A 17,097-nucleotide genomic window follows, 5' to 3' on the forward strand; every position below is an offset into this window, starting at 1 on the left:
CGTATGCCCGTTAGAACGGGATGTCTTCATCGCCGCCCGGGCCCGGACCACTCACCGAATCTGGCGGGAAATCAGGTGGGCGCTCGCTGCTGCCGGCTCCGGCACTGCGACTACCGCCTTCTCCACGTCCGCCCAGGAACAAGACCCGCTGTGCGACGATCTCCGTGGTGTAACGCTTGTGTCCTTCGCGATCGGTCCACTCGCGGGTCTGCAACCGCCCTTCGGCATAGATCTGCCGACCTTTACTGAGAAATTCTTTGCACTGTTCCGCTTGTTTTCCCCACACCACGATCCGATGCCACTCGGTCCGTTCTTGCGATTGACCGTCTTTGTCGGTCCACCGTTCATTGGTCGCCACGCGCAGCGTCCCGACCGCCTGTCCGGAACCGGTGTAGCGCACTTCCGGATCGTCGCCCAAATTGCCAATCACCTGCACTTTATTGAGACTTGCCATGCGTTCGCTCCTTGTTGGTGCCCAGCGCCTTACGCCTCCGCCCCGCGCCGTGCAAGGCGTTTCTTCGCGTCTTGCAGCACATGACGCCACTCCGCCGAATCGGGGTGCTGCGGCCTGGCGGCGACCTTGTGGGCCGCATCCGCACACACCCGGCGGGCCGCGGCCCAATCTTCCAGCATCGTCAATGCATCACAATACGCGATCGCATTGTCCACGCTGGCCGGAGCATATGCCACGGCCTTCGCGAAATAGCCAACCGCCGCATCGAGATCGCGCACGATATCGCCGGGCCGCGCTGCGGTTTGCGGCACTTGGGCGAAGATCTGCCCGAGGATCCGATATCCGCCCGCCTCACCGACCAGCGGATCGAGTTGATTGATCCGTTCACAATCCGCGATCATTTGCTTGAGTCCGCGTTGATAGCCGAAGATATGGAGTCGGTAATACTCGCCGGTCAGCACTGCCCGATGGTAGTAGCACAGCGCGTCGCGCGGGGATTGCTGGACACAACGGTCCGCGATGCCGCGCCCCGTCTTGGCCGCGGCCAAGCGCGCCGCGCGCGTCGCGCCGTGGGTGGCGAGTTCGGTATACTGCGCGAGCTGTGCCACCAGCGAATCGCGACTCGTGTGCTGCAGGCTCAACGTCGCCGTCCCGGCGCTACACGCCGCTACCGCAAGCAACCCTATGAGGCCGACCAGCATCCAAATGCGTGTCATCTTAGTTGCTCTCCACAATGCGCGGATCTGCCCGTGTATCCAACGCGCGCGGTTCATCCCCCCACACCGTCGGGAAACGCAGTTGCACTAGTGTCGGCACTCCATCGGAGTGCAGTGATCCGTCGCCGAGTTGTCCGGCCCGATCCGACCCCCAACAATACATGGAATGCGGTTCGCGAATCGCACAGGCGTGACGCAGACCCGCGCCCAATTGAATGACCCCTTCCAACCCCGGGACTTTGACCGGCATCCACGTGCTGCGGGACTGTTCGGAACCGAGTTGCCCATCTGCCGTCCATCCCCAACAATGCACCGTCTGATTCTCCAACAACGCACAGGTATGCCATTCCCCCGCGGCCAGCGCCGTCACGCGGCGCAGCCCGCCAATCGGGCCATGAGGTCGGACACTGCCGGCATCGTAGCGACCTTGTCCCCAACAACGGACCGTGCCCCCTTCGATCACTGCGCAACTGTGATAACTCCCGGCCGCCAGACTCATTACGCGTGCCAGACCCGGGACTGGCGTTGGGTGCCACTGGACACTGCGCGAACCATTCCCGAGTTGCCCCTGATCGTTTCGTCCCCAACATTGCACGTGCCCATCCAACAGACGCGCACAAGTGTGGCGCCCTCCCGCCGCTATGGATGCGACATCGATCAGCCCATGGACAAACGCGGGGCGCACTTGATCGAGCGTATTGCCGATACCCAACTGACCGGAGCGGTTCTCGCCCCAACAACGGACGGTATGATCTTGTAGCAGCGCGCAGGTATGGCGCTCGCCGGCACTGAGTCCCACGACGCCCCGCAATCGGCTGACCAGCGTCGGCCGACGCCGTGCGGTGCGAGTCCCATCACCCAACTGCCCGCCCGCATTCGCCCCCCAACAACGGACGAGCCCGTCCGGCAACAGCGCGCAGGTGTGATGCGCGCCGGCCACCAGCCACGTCGCGCCTTCTAACCCTTGGACCGGGACAGGGGCATTGCGCGGGATCGTTGTCCCATCGCCCAACTCGCCGTCCGCGTTGTACCCCCAACACTGCGCCGTCCCATCACTCAGCAACGCGCAACTGTGGGATGACCCGGCAGCCAGGCCCGTCACCGTTGGAATGACTTTGGCCCGGGAGCGCGGCGCAGAGGATTCCCGCCAGGCCACGCTGAATGGCAGAGAACCGCACAGCAGGAGTATGAGCAGTGAACAACGCATGCGAATCTCTCTAGCGTGGCAACGCGTGTCGGTGCAAGAAACAAAAAGGGCGCCCCGACTCGCGGCCGGAGCGCCCTTCAAGATCGCAACTCAACCTCGTGATTAATTCAGTTTCACACTAAAGTTGAGGGTATCACCACCCACTTCGCTGCGGACGTCATAGTCCCAGCTACCGAAGATGATCTTCAGCTTGTCCCGCAGTGCATCGGCACGTTGCGTGGCCATCTTGGAGTCCGGTCCATACGCCGTCACGTTAATATTGAAATCGGCAAAACCACCCTGCTCCGCGACCGTGTGCTGCGCTTTCAACTCCGCCGCGACTTTGTTCAAATTGCATGTCGTGTCCGTCCCTGACTTCTTAAAGCTGCAATTCAACGACGCCAACCGCTTATTGATGGTTTCTTCAACGGCCTTCTTGGCAGCCGTCTCCGCGCCCTTCTTTGCTGCATCCTTGACTTGCCCGCCGATTGCACTCCCGATCCCGGCCTGTGCCGCACCGGCCATTCCGACACCAACCATCACTGCCAACAGCATTGCGAACCGCTTCATAATACCCGCCTCCTTGTGATCGATCGACTGCGGTCTCAGCCCCATGCCGAAATACCACCCCCGATCGCGTGCCGCCGCATAGCACGGTTCCTCAAAAAACGTCAACGTGGATGCACTCCTGCATTGACATTCGGAGGCATCTCCACACAATAGCGCCCATGAACAGTGTCCGTTGGTCCGGCGTCGTTTTTCTGTGTGTATGTAGCTTGATGGCGTGGCCGGCATTGGCGATGCGCGGCGCGCGCGTCGAATCCGCCGCCGTCCCGCCGCCGAAACATGTCGTGATCGAATTCGGGCATCGCCTCGAGTACGCGCCGACGGACACCCGCCGCCAATTGCAGAGCATGACCATTTCGATGGGGACCCTCCAAAGCCAACAATTCGATCTCCGCATCCCGTGGCGTATAGAGCAATCTGGCGGGACCAATCTGAATTTCGGCGATCTGGAGCTCTTCTATAAACTCGGCGCGCTGAGCGCATGGTCCGATGAACGCGGCTTGTTCGGCGCCTACTTACGCACGACCTTCCCATCGGACAAAGAAGGCCGTGCCACCGGAGACAACTACCAAATCGAAACCGGCACGGTGCTGACGCAACGCGGGGAACATACACTTTTTAATCTCAACGCCGGCTCGTTGATCCAAACGAACGGCGACGAACTGGCGCGCTACGGTGTCTCGATGGAATACGCCGGCCGGCGCGTAGGCATCTATGCCGAACTCACCGGACTGACCGACTTTCAAGATAACGGCAAACAGGAAATTTTCAGCGGCGCCGGCGGCCTGGAAGTCATGATCGGCAAGCGCTTTACGCTCGATCTCGGCGCGGAGAAAGGGATCACCAGCGATGCCCCCAATTGGGCGGTCTTTGCCGGAGCCACATTGACCTTATAAGCTCGAGCCAGTATACAGCCACGACGTATTCACCACTGCAAGGGAGAGTATGATGACATCAACACCACTGATCCGTGTGGGCGACGCCGCTCCAGACTTCACGCTCCGTAATCAACACCAACAAGATCTGCGGCTGTCGAACTTTCGCGGACAACAAGCGGTGCTGCTCTGTTTTTACCCGCTCGATTGGAGTCCCGTTTGCACAACAGAAAACCGCTGCTTCAGCAACGAATTGGCCCAATTTCAAGCGTGTGGAGTTCAGGTCTTCGGCATCTCGTGCGATTCTGTTTGGTCGCATCAGGCCTTTGCCACCCAACACGGCTTGACGCATGCCTTGCTGGCAGACATCCATCGGACGGTCTGCAAGTCCTACGGCCTCTACAATCCGGATCTGAATACGGCACAGCGCGCGACTGTATTAGTGGATAAGCACGGCAAAGTGGCCTGGCTCCAAGTCCATGAACTCGGCCAAGCGCGGGATAACGAGGCGCTCCGCACCGCGATCCGCACCGCAACGGCATAACGCAACCGCGACACATCAGGAACGGGGAAAAACATGCAACAGCTATTGGCCGAATTCATCGCGACGTTCACGCTAATTTTCATCGGAGCCGGGAGCGTCTGCGCGAACGCCCTCTCCGGCGGACAATCCGGCTTGGTGGGCATCGCCCTCGCCCACGGCGCAGCGATCGCCGTGATGGTCTACGCGACGGCCCACATTTCCGGCGCCCATATCAATCCGGCCGTGACGTTCGGGATGATGCTGACGGGTCGGATCAAAGCCAAGACGGGACTCGCCTATATCGCCAGCCAACTGCTCGGCAGCTTGGTGGCAGCTGCGTTGCTCAAAAGCATCGTCCCGGAATGTGAGCACGCCGCGCCGTTTCGCGGCAATCCAGAACTCACGACGGCCATCCCAACGTTCGGTCTGGGAATGGGGATCCTGACGGAATTTGTGCTCACGTTCCTGCTCGTCTTCGTGATCTTCGGGGTCGCGGTGGATGAACGCGGGCTCAAGGCCCCGATGGGACTGGCGATCGGACTCACGATTACGCTCGATATCCTGCTCGGGGGTCCACTAACCGGTGGCGCGATGAATCCGGCGCGCGCATTCGGCACCGCGTTCTTTACCGGGCGCTGGGCCAGTCAAGCCGTCTATTGGGTCGGCCCGATGGCCGGTGGCGCCGTCGCGGCACTGCTATACGAACATCGGTTCTTGAAGCGGCGTGGATAGCGATCAATCCGAGACGCCATTCTGATCGCTGTCCGGATCCGCATTATCCGGGACCCCGTCGCCGTCGTCGTCGCTGTCGATCAAGTTGGTCGTGCCATCTCCATCGATGTCCGGATCGTCGGGGTTCGGAATGCCGTCACCATCGGTGTCCAGATCAGCGACGTTCGTTTCCGGAACATCATCGTCGGGATCCGCACGCAGTTCAGTCCCTGAGACCAACCACACGATACAACCGACAACGAGCCAGTGGAGCCAGGTTCGTGATGGACGCATCATATATAGGATATCCTCCCCCAAGGTTGTATGGCGTATAATATCAGGTCTCAAACCGCTCGCATAGCCAGAAAATAACCCGCTGATAACTCTACGTTTTTTATCATTGCGAGGCTGGCGGGCATTGGATTTCACGTCGCACGCGCTCCAACACCGCTTCGAAATGTTCGTGTCGTGTCGCTGCCGCTTCCTGCTCCGCCATCAATTCGCGCGCCACGGCCGGACTCAAGGTGTCCCGCGTCCGCCGTCGCTCCCGTCGCCGATCGCGGCGATAGAGCCACAGCAGTCCGGTAAAGAGTCCCGCCAACAATCCCGCCACCACAATGAGCGCCGAATCAATCATGAAATCCTACTCTTCAATTTCATAATAGGCCGCGATGCCGTCGGGGATGTTCGCGGCCTTCATCCGCTCGACGACTTGGCCCACCAGCGGAGGGAGCTTCGCGGCGTAACCATCGAGCAATCCCTTTGCCGCCGCTAAATCGCCCGTGACCTGGGCCCGCACGATTTCTTTGAGCAGACTGGCATACGCCTCCGGCACTTTATTCAGGTCAAGTGCGAACCGGTCCCCCTCAATCAGAATGGCGCCTTTGCTGAAGAGATAGCCAAATTGTAATACCGCGCCGCGAGCATGCGCTTCATGGAGCCCTAAGCGCAACTGGCGAAACAGACCAGCGAGTTTCGTCGTGTACGACGCACGGACTTCCTCGGGTGTCAGCATTCCCTGTTGCTGCAGATCCGCCAACGCCCATTGCCCGCCGACGTCGGCCTTGGCCTCTTCCAATGGAGCGGCATAGTCCTCTAATGCCAAACCCACCGTAAGGCCCTTACGTTCAGAGATAGCCGTGGTAATCGGCAAATCGACCCGAGGACCTATTCCATGGAAGATTTCGTGCAAGATCACATTGCGCAATGCGGCCTCAAGTTGAACCCCGTTTTGAAGCGCGGGCGCCAGGGCGACGGCGGCACTGGAGATGACATGCGGAAATTTCGCCTCGAGATGATTCGCCAAGATCACACGTTTCCCGCCGCCGCTCGCGCTCAACGGACCGACATTGGGGAGATGATAGGCGACGGGCGGACCGCCATCGCTGTTCGCATCGCCGGTGGCCAGAATGACATCAATGACGCGAAACGGGACCCGCTCCGGCAACGTCCGCGCGGTATAACCATCCGCGCCGTTTAACGCGGCCACACCTTGCTCCCACGACGAGAGCCGCGGAAAGATCCGTTGCACGAACGAAGCAGCCTGCGGCCGTTCCCGTCCCAAGACATATTGGAAGTAGGCCTTCGTGTCCCATGGATCGCGATAGGTCTCATACGGGCCGATCGTCAATTCGAGCTCGCCTGTCGCCTCGGCCCAGGCCGCATCGCTCGCGGCAAACGGATAGGCCTCGGTGGAGCGGAACGCGGCGGCTTGGGCGACGAGCTGTTGTTGAAACGTCGGATCGAGACCAGGCACTTGCGCCGCCTCTTCCAACAGCGCGGCAACACGTTCACTGCCGGCCAAGAACGGCTCGCTCTGGGCATACGGAATCCAGCCAAAACCCCCATCGGGGTTGCGCGTCGTGAGCGTAAATGGGGAAAGGCGCGGATCCTGGCCGACATCCGCCGCTTGCTGCTTTAGTTGGGTGAAGAGCTCGCGACTCATGCCCTCCGGCCACATGGCCGCAGCGGGCCGCACGCCCGGAAAGCTCGGGAGCAGATCGCAATATTCGTTGTCGGAAAGCCGTCCGCAGTGTGGGGCCCCATTGCGCCGTAACAGCGCCAATTCCAACGGCTCGGCCCGCCGATAAATCTCACTGATCAACTGCGGCGCCTCCGGCATCAACTGCACTTGAAAGAGCGTCTGAATATACTGCGCCGCCTCCAACAACGGTCGCATCGCCGCCTGTGCAGGGGGACTCAATTGAGATACCGCAAATCGAAACGTCACCGGCTGTTGGGCCTTCAACAGGGATTTCATCGCTTCGCGCCGCCGCCGATCCAACTCCTGCTCCACAAAACGAATCGCGATATGTAGCGCGGGTGTCTCGGACCAACCGAGTCCTTGCAACCCAAACTGGGAGCGCAATGCCTCCGGAAGCACCAGCTCACCTTTCGCAACATCGAGCTGGTGCGGCGATTCGGCGTCGCTCCCCCAGCGGAACGGATAATACTCGCCGGCCACCCGATTAAATAAGCTGCGGTGACGGCTGGAGTCACTGATCAGGAGCAACACGGCGGGCGGAGGGAGGAATGGCTGTGCCACGCTACCGGGCGTCGGCAGTTGCACTGCACGATCGTCCACCGCCGGCACCGCGACTTCGGGCGGCGGTGGTTGCGGCGTCACGGCTGCGGGTGCAGCCGCTTTCGCCGGCGCCGCCGGCGTCGATTCGAGCACGCTGAGCGCCGACTGCCGCTTACAGCCCGGCGCCGTGAGGAGCAACAAAACGGCACAACAAATCCACATGGTCGCACGAGTCATACCGAACCTCCTTCGGCACTCGCTTAAGCACTTTGCAATAGATACGCCCGCATCAGCGGATCCAACGCGCCATCCAACACGGCGTTAACGTTGCCGACTTCGAATCCGGTGCGATGATCTTTCACGAGTTGGTAGGGTTGTAACACGTAGGAGCGGATCTGAGAACCCCACGCAATCTCCGATTTTTGCTCTTCGACGGCGGCGCGCTCTTGGCGCCGTTTTTCCATCTCCACTTCGTACAACTTCGCCTTCAACAACTTCATCGCCATCGCGCGATTCTTGTGCTGCGAGCGCTCATTTTGGCACGCCACCGCGATACCGGTCGGCAAATGCGTTAAACGGACGGCGGAATCGGTTTTATTGACGTGTTGTCCGCCGGCCCCACCCGCACGAAAGGTATCAACGCGCAGATCGGCTTCTTTGACATCGATGACGATCTCATCTTCGATATCCGGCAGCACAAAGACCGAGCAAAACGAGGTATGACGTCGTTTGTTGGCATCGAACGGGGAGATGCGGACCAGCCGATGCACACCGACCTCGGCGCGTAAATACCCGAACGCGTAGCGTCCGGTTACGGTCATCGTCGCGCTGCGGAACCCCGCTTCGTCGCCGGGCGTAAAGTCAACCACCTCCGACGTGCACCCATGTCCATCGGCCCATCGTTGATACATCCGCAGCAACATCGAGGCCCAATCGCACGCCTCGGTCCCACCGGCACCAGCATTCACCGAGAGGATCGCGCTGTTATGATCGTGCGGCCCGGAGAGCATCCGCCGCATTTCGAGCGCATCGCACGCCTGCGCCACGGCGTCCAACTTCGTTCCCGCTTCCGCCTCCAATTCCGCATCACTCCCCTCGGCCAACAGCTCGAAAATGGCGCGGACCTCAGCCAACTGCGCGAGCGGGATTTCCCACGCGGCCACCAACTCCTTAGCGATCGTGAGACGTTTCGTGACTTCCCGCGCCGCCTCGGGTTGATTCCAAAACTCGGGCTGCTGCGTTGCCGCCGTCAAATCGCGAATTGTCGCTTCGGATTGCTCCAAGTCAAAGATGCCTCCGCAACGCGTCGAGTTGTTGCTGCAACTGGTCACATCGTTCCCGCAATAGTTTGCTCATAGCCACCTCGTCTATAAAATCTGGATTAACGTCTCGAATTCCACTTGGCGCATCGCCATAAATCCCGTCCGCGTGTGGTGATCAAGCCCTGCCAAATGGGCCAACCCATGCACCCCTAAACGGACAATTTCCGCCTCCACTGCGACCCGCCTCCGCCGCGCCTGCGTCGCGGCAACGCCTAAGCCGATCACCACATCGCCATCACACCGTCCATCCGCCTGCGGATAGGGAAAACTGAGCACATCCGTCACACATCGTTTCCCTCGAAACTGAGCATTCAGTCGCCGCAACTCCGCGTTGTCGGCGAGACGGATGGTGATCTCTGCATCGCCGCGGGCGAGCCAGCGCCACGCTGCGGCCAGTTGCCGCCGCACACTAATGGGTTTGTCGGCTCGGCGGCTTGGTTTCGTCGGCTGCTGAATGACGATCATCGGGTTGATCCTCGGTCTCCACCACGGGGACATCTTCTTCATTCAACTGTAACGTCTCACGCGGATATTCGATCCGTTGGTGATAGATCCCCATTAAGATTCTGGTAAACGCGTTCGCGATATCGTGCAGATCCTTCAATGTGAGGTCGCACTCATCCAGCTGTCCGTCGGCGAAACTCTTATTGATGATCCCTTCCACCATCTGCTGGATGCGCGCGGACGTCTTTTCCGGCAACGCTCGCACCGCGCCTTCGGTGCCATCGGAGAGCAACAGAATCCCCGCTTCCCGCGTCTGCGGTTTCGGACCCGGATAACGAAAATCTTTTTCGTCGACTCCGCCGAGCGCCGGATCCGCCACGGCCGACGCCTGTTCATAGAAATATCCGATTCGCTTAGTGCCATGATGTTGCGGAATCATGTCGGCAATCTGTTGCGGTAACTTATACATCCGCGCCAATTCCAATCCCTCCCGCACATGCGACGCGATGATTAATGCCGACATATGCGGTGTCAATCGATCATGCAACGATTCCCCCTTCATATTTTCAGTAAAGTACGTCGGCTTCCGAATCTTCCCGATATCATGATAATAGGCCCCGACCCGCGCCAACAGTGCATTGGCTCCCACCGCCGACGCGCCGGCCTCGGCCAAAATCCCGACCAAATGGGAGTGGTGATATGTCCCCGGCGCACGGATGACGAGTTCGCGCAACAAGGGATGATTCAGATTGGCCAACTCCAGCAACTTAATGTCGCTGGTGTAACCACACGCCGATTCGGCCACTGGGGTGAGCGTCAAGACGAGCACGGCAGCCAACAATGCCCCACCCAATGTGCAGACCAGCAGCCAACCGATGTCGATCGGCAGAATAATTTCACTCAAACTGCCTGCACGCAGCAGATGGATCGCCAGCACTAAGATTGCGGCGATGGCGCCGGTATAGACGCCGGCACGGATAATCAAGGCCCGCTTATCCGCTTGGGCGATCGTGCCGGCCCCCGCCAAGTTCGCTAACAACACATACGGCGCAAAGCCCGGCTGGTTAGGATAGAGGAGGCCCGCCAAACAAGCGATCGCGACACTAAAGAGCGCCGCCGTCTCGGCATTGAGGAGGAATCGGACCATCATGCCGCCGGCCGCGACCGGGATCAGATAATAGTACGCGCGCGCCGGCAACGGCCATTGCACATTCGCCATCGCATCCGCCCAGATCCCTCCGACGCGCAACACCGCCACCATGAGGACCACCAGCGCGCCGAGGAAAAGCAGATCCGACCAGGCCGGGCGATACGCACGAATAAATCGCCGCCCGAATCCGTGTAGCAACAAGAGCGTCGTGGCAACGAACAGCGCGGCCCCCGCCGCCTCCAACGGCCAATTGCCGGTGGCCTTTTGGGCGCGGATCGCGCGCAACAGTTTGACTTGGCGGGGGCTGTACCGCTCGTAGCGCCGCGCAATCAGTTCTCCCGGCTTGATCGATTCGCTGATCGGCGCGACCGACTCCCGCGCGCTCGTCTGCCGCTCTTTCGTGACTTGGACGTTCGGGACACAGTTCGATTGCAGCAGTCCCACCACAAGTTCTTTCAGCGGCGCGCGGTGACGTTCCAACGCGTTCAAGCGCACTTTACCGCGCTGTTGGTCGATCGATGCGATCGCATCGATGCGCTCCCAGCGCGCCAGCGTCTCCTCCACCACTTGCTTGCCATCCCGCACGGTGATTTGACGCAGCGTAATCCCGCCCTCACGCTCCTGCCGCAACAGCTCGAGATTATCGACGACCGGTCCCCGCAACAGCTCGCGCACTACGCGCACGAACGTCTCCTCAATCGTCGGGCTAAATCGCTCCGTAACCAGCGCCTCCCACTGCGCGTCGCTCACGGTGACGGCCAACGCCAGCGCAAATTGGGGGCGCAATTCCGCGACCAATTCGGCCGGTGGGGCCTCCCGTGGACCAAGTTTCAAGCCGAGGAACGCGTTGCGCGCCAACCGAAATGCCGCATGAATCCGCTCCACGACACCGGGCATGGCATCGGCGTCGTAATCGTAGACCCTCCGCAGCGTACTCGCGGCGGACGCGCGCTTCGCCTCGGTCGTCTCTTCGTCGACAAAGACATACGAACGATCCGCACGAATGTCGTATGGCGCCAGCGCCCCTTCCGTAATCACTTCCGGAATTTCTCCGACCGTGAGGAGCAGCAACCACGTGAGGACCACGATCAGGCCGAGAAACGGCAGCCATCGGACCAGGCGACGTGGTTGTAGCCACCCGGCCCAATCCCACTTCCGTTCTGGTTGGTTGAGGGAACGCATCATATGCCCCCACCGCCTTTGGCTTCATACGCCAAGACGATCGCCTGGACCAACGGGTGGCGCACCACATCCACCTCAGTCAGATAATGCACGCAAATTGCCGGGACCTCGGACAGGATACGTACCGCTTCGATCAGCCCCGACGCCACGCCGTTCGGGAGATCGATTTGCGTGATATCGCCCGTGATCACCACTTTCGACGCCTCGCCCATCCGCGTCAGAAACATCTTCATTTGTTCCGGCGTACAATTCTGCCCCTCATCCAAGATCACAAACGAATGGGCAAGCGTCCGCCCCCGCATGAAGGCCAGCGGCGCGACTTCGATCGTCCCCTCTTCGATCAAGTGTTGCGCCTGTTCGTGTTCCATCATGTCGTGCAGCGCATCGTACAACGGCCGCAAATAGGGATTCACCTTCTCTTGCATGCTCCCCGGCAAGAAGCCCAATTTCTCCCCCGCCTCGACGGCCGGGCGACAGAGGATGATCCGCTCGTGCCGTCGTTTGAGCAGGCTCTCGACCGCCATCGCCATCGCTAAATACGTCTTCCCGGTCCCGGCCGGACCGATGCCGAACACCATATCGAAGCGACGGATCGCATCGAGATAGGCCTTCTGCCCGGGCGTGCGCGGGGTAATCTGACGACGCCGATTTGGCACCTGGACCACATCCGCCACTAACGTCCGCACATCCACGGTGGGTTGGGCGGTCAACGTGCGGAGCGTCTGCGACACGGCGTCGGCATCCAACACGGTCCCACGCGCGAGCAAATCGTACAACGTCCGCAAGACTTGTTCCCCCAGACGGATGGGTTCGGCATCGCCCCGCAGCAAGATCTGATCACCACGCGCACTCACCGCAATGCCGAGCGATTGTTCCAAGACGCGCAAATGTCGATCTTCTACGCCGAACAAATCGCGCAACCAGCGGACGTCGTCGAAGGTCACGGTACGCGTTTCACTCATAGTCTTCCTCGGGTGGGGGTGGAGCCGTCTTGCCCGATTCGGCCGCTTCACCCATCACCTGCACCACAAACTCACGCCGCCGACCTTTCGTCTCAAAATCGCACAGCAAGACATCGCTGTATGGATCGAGACAGAGGCGGCCATTGTCGAAAGGAATCTGGACCGAGCGTCCCAACAGGGCCGCTAAGACGCGCGGCTCCACATCCATCGGTTGGCGCCACTGGTCCTTCGCCTTTCCCCCCTGCGCCGGCTCCCCCCACCGCTTCAAGACGCCACGCAAGCCGGCGACCACTTCGGGGAGACCCTCGCCTAACGTCACACTCGCACCGGGCCCCGCCACCAGCACCGTGACCAGCCCGGCCGGGACGTTGGCATCGCGGATAGCGTAGCGCACCTCGTGGGTAATCGGGAGACAATCCCATTGGTCGGTCGTATTTACGTAATATTTCTTCAAGAATATCATGTGGATGATCGCCTAGCCGATTGTCCTGCGCGCGGCAATCGCAAAAGTACCGCGATGTTGGGGCAACTTTTTTTGCTGGGTGCCGATATAGGGGGGAGAGGGAAGGGAAAAGGGAAAGTCAAAATGCAAAGTGCAAAGTGCAAAAGGCAATGTGATCGGAAATGGGTCCCCCATTTTGCCTTTTGCATTTTGTCTTTTGCACTTTGCCTTTTCCTCTCCACCGCCTGTTCTCGACAGCTTCCCTTCTCTGATTATCAACGTGAGGAATTTTCCGTCACCGCGATCACGGCGGATCAAGAAAAGGTGATTCGCCTGGTCAATCCCAATGAAACGGAGGCGCAGCATGTGCGCGCGATTGCGTTCGACGCCGGCGGGAATCCGGGCGGACACTTTGCGATCGCGGAAATCACGGTTGGAGGCAAAACCTTTCAACCACGTGATATTCTGATTCCGCCGCGCTCCGCGCTGGAGATCCATATTCTGTATGCCCCACGCGACCTGCAGACCAGCCGCGTGGCGTTCGGCGGATGGGAGACCGGGCAACCGCCGCGGCTCGCGCCGTTGCCGCCGCCGGATGACTCGGAGCCGGAAGACGACGCGGCACCGGAACCGGAGAGTGCCACTGGCGTTGCAGCCGCGTTGCTCGGCCGCGCAACCGCTAGAGCTGCGGCCTCGACCCCGGCAGCGATCCACCGTGCACTCATCGTACTCACATACGACTATCCGCAAGAAGGCGTGATGCAAGTCGAGGTGATCGGACAAGCGGTTGCGGGACCACACGGAGAAATCACAGCGACCGGCTCCACGGAACCGGAAGGCCCGATTGAGCCTGGGACTTGCACCGCCAACGGCACCACGGCCTGCTTCACCGGCGATTTTTCGCTCGGCTTGCCAGAACTGGTGGAGGGAGAATTCACCACGCCGCTTGCAGGCCCGCTCCCTCTCATGATCGACGGCGCCAGCGCGACACTGGAAATGGCGCAATTTCCGGTCTCGCTCTTCACCTTCAAGAACATCCCCGGGCTCCCGGTCGATGCCATTACGCTGGCCATCAGTGGCGATAAGGGGAGCACTGCGACCGGCGACTTTGACGGCACCGCATTGACGTTACGTGGGATTGGGTTCCGGGTGCGAATTTATTTAGGAGAAAAATCCCTCGACGCGTTAGCCGGGGCGTCGACCTTCGCCGAATTCTCCATTCGAGATCTCGAAATGACCACCCTCACACCGCTGGCAAGTGGGACGATCACATTAGGCATCGATACCAAATTGGGCGCCAATCCGACCGGCAATGGACTCGCTGACAGCCAACTCGCAGGCAAACGCGTCGTCGTAAAACTGACCGGCACATTAGAATTACCGAAATAGCCAACACGCAAAAACAGCCGCACCGCGGCGTTGAGGGGGAGGCTCCATCCGGCTTTGCCGGTGGAGGGGGCGACGCAAGCCCCTGTAATGTCGCTGGTTCAACTCCAGCCCCACCAAAACAAACGGCCCCACAAGGGGCCGTTTGTTTTTTGGTAGCGGGGGCTGGATTTGAACCAGCGACCTTCAGGTTATGAGCCTGACGAGCTACCGGGCTGCTCTACCCCGCAATGAGGTTGGCGTCCTGGTACTCATCTCCCCTGGGAATGGCAAGCGGAATGTTGCAACTGCTGAACCTCCGGTGACGTTAATTTACGCCACGCGCCGGGTTTTAAGCGGCCTAAACGGACTGGTCCCATCGCCGTGCGCTTCAACTTCAGCACCGTCAGACCGATCGCGGCGGCCATCCGCCGCAATTCGCGCGTCTGCCCCTCCGTCAATACCGCTTCTACCCACGCATGTGCCCCCTCGGCCCGGAGCATCCGCACCCGCGCCGCACGCAGCACGGTGCCATCGTCCGGAATGCCTTGCGTCCATTGCGCCAATGCGGCTGCGGTCGGCCGCGCGCTCAATTTGACCCAATACACCTTTTCCACCGCAAAGCGTGGTTGCGTCAGTCGTGCCACGACCGCGCCATCGTCCGTTAAAATCAGCAGTCCTTCGGAATCGTAATCGAGTCGCCCTGCAGCATCGAGCCCGTCAAAACGTTCCGGCAACAATGACCAGACGGTGCGCCGCCGCTGCGGATCCGACTTGGTAGTCACGACCTGTTTCGGTTTGTAATAGGCCAAATAATGAAAACGCCGCACGGCGCGGAGTCGAGCCCCCCGCCACTCCACACGTGCATGCGTGGGGTCGATCACCACGCCGAGCTTGGTCACGACACGGCCATTGAGCCGCACTTCGCCCGCCGCCACGGCCGCCTCGGCGACCCGGCGTGAGAGGCCGGTGGCTTGCGCTAAGAATTTATGAAGACGACACGACGTCATCACGGCTCACGGGAGGACCACCTGCGGTTGCAACATCCACGATCTCGTCCGTCCCATCACTCTCCTCTTGTCCTGGGGGCTTCGGAAACATCTGCCGTTCCAAGTGGCGCAACGAACGGATTTGCGACTCGAGTTCGTCGATCACGGATTGATCGGCGCGTGCATAGGCGACTTGCGTCTCGACATCGAGCGGACGGATCGGCTGATCCGCTTCTGCCGCCGGCGCCTCCATGGCTGCGGCGTTCCCGATCGTAGTTTGCTGCTCCAGTTCATGATATTCGCGTAAGCTTGGCAATGCCGAGAGGCCTTCGAGGTTAAACAACGAGAGGAACTCGCGCGTGGTGCCATACAATAGCGGCGTCCCCGGCTCCTCGCGTTTCCCGACGATCCGGACTAAATTCCGCTCCAGCAACGTCTTCAAGACGCCACCACAATCCACCCCACGAATTTCTTCGACCTCCGGACGTGTCATCGGTTGTTGATAGGCCACAATCGCCAAGGTCTCGAGCGCGGCTTGGGAAAGTCGCACGGGCTTCGGCATATTGAGCCGCTGCAACCACGGCGCACACTCCGGGTTGGTCCGAAATTGATACCCTCCCGCGACGGCCCGCAGGCAGATCCCACGGCCCGTCGGCATTTGATATTCTTCCACTAACGCGTCCAACGCCTGCTGGATGGCCGCCTTCTCCACGCCGGCCTCGCCCAGCACTAATGCCATCGCACCGACCGTCAGCGGTTCGGCCGAGACAAAGATCAACGCTTCCACAATGCCCTTCAGCTCCGTGTGCTCCATCCATCCCCCTCGTTACATGCGCTGTACCATCGTGAGGTCAATCGCTGGCGCGTCCGCTCGCCGTGTGACGTACAGCGGCGTGCCCCCGCCCGCCTGAAAGAGCGTGATCACGACCAACCGCGCCATTTCCAACAACGCCAAAAACGTTACCACAATTTCGTAACGCGATGTGTACTGCACTAACAGGTCTTCCAACGCCACAGTGCGCTGCGGCTCCAACCGTTCCATCAGCTGCATGACCCGCTGATTCACACTGATGCGGTCCACTTCGACGGTATGGGCACGTTCCGGAGGGAGCGCGCGGAGGACGCGGTCGAACGCCTCCACCAACATATAGACATTCCCAACCGCCAAGGGCCGTTCGACCGCTGTTTCCGCCAAGTCCGGTGGTACGGCCGTTGGGAAGATTTCCCGCATCAACATCGGCCGACGTTCCAATTCCGCAGCGGCCTCTTTGTAGCGTTGATACTCCAACAAGCGCCGCACCAGATCGGCACGCGGGTCGCCTTCCTCTTCGGCCTCCGCCTCGGGGGGCGCCACGGGCAGCAGTAATTGCGACTTAATGTGAGTCAGCTCCGCCGCCATCAGCAGAAACTCGCCGACCAGATCGATATCCAGCGCTTGCATGGAGTCGAGATAGTGGACGTATTCTTCCGTCAATTGCGCCATCGGGATATCGCGAATGTCGAGATCATTTTTCCGAATCAGATAGAGTAATAGATCGAGCGGACCTTCGAAGGCCGGCAAGTTGACACGGTATTCTCCGGCCATTTCGGTAATCACTGGGGATTCAACGTTCAGCATATGTTCGCAACACGGAATGTACAAACACTCGCCGCGAAACGCAACGAGCAAAAAGCGAAAGGGTCGT

Annotated in this window: 19 protein-coding genes and 1 tRNA gene; 4 read left to right on the forward strand and 16 right to left on the reverse strand. The window is 60.3% G+C overall.

Annotated features, from left to right (window positions below; genetic code table 11):
- Positions 1 to 10 precede the first annotated feature (10 nt).
- The 4 genes from HY696_03570 to HY696_03585 form a co-directional block, all read right to left on the reverse strand.
- The gene (locus HY696_03570; protein MBI4237484.1) at positions 11 to 454 is read right to left on the reverse strand and encodes a single-stranded DNA-binding protein; all 444 of its coding nucleotides are present in this window, start codon (positions 452 to 454) and stop codon (positions 11 to 13) included.
- Between the two features lie 29 nt (positions 455 to 483).
- Positions 484 to 1,170: a hypothetical protein gene (locus tag HY696_03575; protein ID MBI4237485.1), complete on the reverse strand. Its 687-nt coding sequence runs from the start codon at positions 1,168 to 1,170 to the stop codon at positions 484 to 486.
- Between the two features lies 1 nt (position 1,171).
- Positions 1,172 to 2,377: a hypothetical protein gene (locus HY696_03580; protein ID MBI4237486.1), complete on the reverse strand. Its 1,206-nt coding sequence runs from the start codon at positions 2,375 to 2,377 to the stop codon at positions 1,172 to 1,174.
- Positions 2,378 to 2,479: 102 nt separating this feature from the next.
- Positions 2,480 to 2,926, reverse strand: coding sequence for a hypothetical protein (locus HY696_03585; protein MBI4237487.1), 447 nt, complete (start codon positions 2,924 to 2,926; stop codon positions 2,480 to 2,482).
- Between the two features lie 158 nt (positions 2,927 to 3,084).
- Between HY696_03585 and HY696_03590 the strand changes: the two genes are divergently transcribed.
- The 3 genes from HY696_03590 to HY696_03600 are packed head-to-tail and all read left to right on the forward strand — an operon-like array spanning position 3,085 to position 5,053.
- A complete protein-coding gene (locus tag HY696_03590; GenBank protein MBI4237488.1) occupies positions 3,085 to 3,819 on the forward strand; it encodes a hypothetical protein in 735 nt (244 codons plus the stop codon).
- A 52-nt stretch (positions 3,820 to 3,871) separates the two neighbouring features.
- Positions 3,872 to 4,342, forward strand: a complete 471-nt coding sequence (locus HY696_03595; protein ID MBI4237489.1) for a peroxiredoxin — start codon at positions 3,872 to 3,874, stop codon at positions 4,340 to 4,342.
- A gap of 33 nt (positions 4,343 to 4,375) precedes the next feature.
- Positions 4,376 to 5,053, forward strand: a complete 678-nt coding sequence (locus HY696_03600; protein MBI4237490.1) for an aquaporin — start codon at positions 4,376 to 4,378, stop codon at positions 5,051 to 5,053.
- A 3-nt stretch (positions 5,054 to 5,056) separates the two neighbouring features.
- Here HY696_03600 and HY696_03605 read toward each other — a convergent pair whose 3' ends face one another.
- From HY696_03605 to HY696_03640, 8 genes are all read right to left on the reverse strand, one after another.
- A complete protein-coding gene (locus HY696_03605) occupies positions 5,057 to 5,329 on the reverse strand; it encodes a hypothetical protein (protein MBI4237491.1) in 273 nt (90 codons plus the stop codon).
- 100 nt (positions 5,330 to 5,429) lie between these two features.
- Positions 5,430 to 5,669, reverse strand: coding sequence for a hypothetical protein (locus tag HY696_03610; GenBank protein ID MBI4237492.1), 240 nt, complete (start codon positions 5,667 to 5,669; stop codon positions 5,430 to 5,432).
- A 6-nt stretch (positions 5,670 to 5,675) separates the two neighbouring features.
- Entirely contained in the window at positions 5,676 to 7,793 is a 2,118-nt protein-coding gene (locus tag HY696_03615) for a hypothetical protein (protein ID MBI4237493.1), read from the reverse strand.
- A gap of 23 nt (positions 7,794 to 7,816) precedes the next feature.
- A protein-coding gene (prfB, locus tag HY696_03620) for a peptide chain release factor 2 (protein ID MBI4237494.1) occupies positions 7,817 to 8,912 on the reverse strand; the annotation gives its coding sequence in 2 pieces (ribosomal slippage) (positions 7,817 to 8,851 and positions 8,853 to 8,912; 1,095 coding nt in all).
- Positions 8,913 to 8,923: 11 nt separating this feature from the next.
- Complete coding sequence (ybeY, locus tag HY696_03625) at positions 8,924 to 9,343, reverse strand: rRNA maturation RNase YbeY (GenBank protein ID MBI4237495.1); 420 nt, start codon at positions 9,341 to 9,343, stop codon at positions 8,924 to 8,926.
- On the reverse strand, positions 9,288 to 11,657 hold the full coding sequence (locus HY696_03630) for an HDIG domain-containing protein (GenBank protein ID MBI4237496.1): 2,370 nt from the start codon (positions 11,655 to 11,657) through the stop codon (positions 9,288 to 9,290). Before HY696_03630 ends, ybeY begins: the two co-directional genes overlap by 56 nt.
- On the reverse strand, positions 11,654 to 12,616 hold the full coding sequence (locus tag HY696_03635) for a PhoH family protein (GenBank protein MBI4237497.1): 963 nt from the start codon (positions 12,614 to 12,616) through the stop codon (positions 11,654 to 11,656). Before HY696_03635 ends, HY696_03630 begins: the two co-directional genes overlap by 4 nt.
- Entirely contained in the window at positions 12,609 to 13,079 is a 471-nt protein-coding gene (locus tag HY696_03640; protein MBI4237498.1) for a YjbQ family protein, read from the reverse strand. The genes HY696_03635 and HY696_03640 overlap by 8 nt, the downstream gene beginning before the upstream one ends.
- A 189-nt stretch (positions 13,080 to 13,268) precedes the next feature.
- On the opposite strand from HY696_03640, the gene HY696_03645 reads away from it, so the two are divergent.
- The gene (locus HY696_03645) at positions 13,269 to 14,447 is read left to right on the forward strand and encodes a hypothetical protein (GenBank protein MBI4237499.1); all 1,179 of its coding nucleotides are present in this window, start codon (positions 13,269 to 13,271) and stop codon (positions 14,445 to 14,447) included.
- Positions 14,448 to 14,597: 150 nt separating this feature from the next.
- Here the strand turns inward: HY696_03645 and HY696_03650 are convergent.
- From HY696_03650 to HY696_03665, 4 genes are all read right to left on the reverse strand, one after another.
- Positions 14,598 to 14,674 (reverse strand) — tRNA-Met (locus tag HY696_03650).
- 21 nt (positions 14,675 to 14,695) lie between these two features.
- Positions 14,696 to 15,433: an rRNA pseudouridine synthase gene (locus HY696_03655; GenBank protein MBI4237500.1), complete on the reverse strand. Its 738-nt coding sequence runs from the start codon at positions 15,431 to 15,433 to the stop codon at positions 14,696 to 14,698.
- Positions 15,411 to 16,226, reverse strand: a complete 816-nt coding sequence (scpB, locus tag HY696_03660) for an SMC-Scp complex subunit ScpB (protein MBI4237501.1) — start codon at positions 16,224 to 16,226, stop codon at positions 15,411 to 15,413. Before scpB ends, HY696_03655 begins: the two co-directional genes overlap by 23 nt.
- Positions 16,227 to 16,238: 12 nt before the next feature.
- Positions 16,239 to 17,030, reverse strand: coding sequence for a segregation/condensation protein A (locus HY696_03665; protein MBI4237502.1), 792 nt, complete (start codon positions 17,028 to 17,030; stop codon positions 16,239 to 16,241).
- Between the last annotated feature and the right edge of the window lie 67 nt (positions 17,031 to 17,097).

This window comes from Deltaproteobacteria bacterium, assembly GCA_016210045.1.
In the GTDB taxonomy this organism is placed as follows: Bacteria; UBA10199; UBA10199.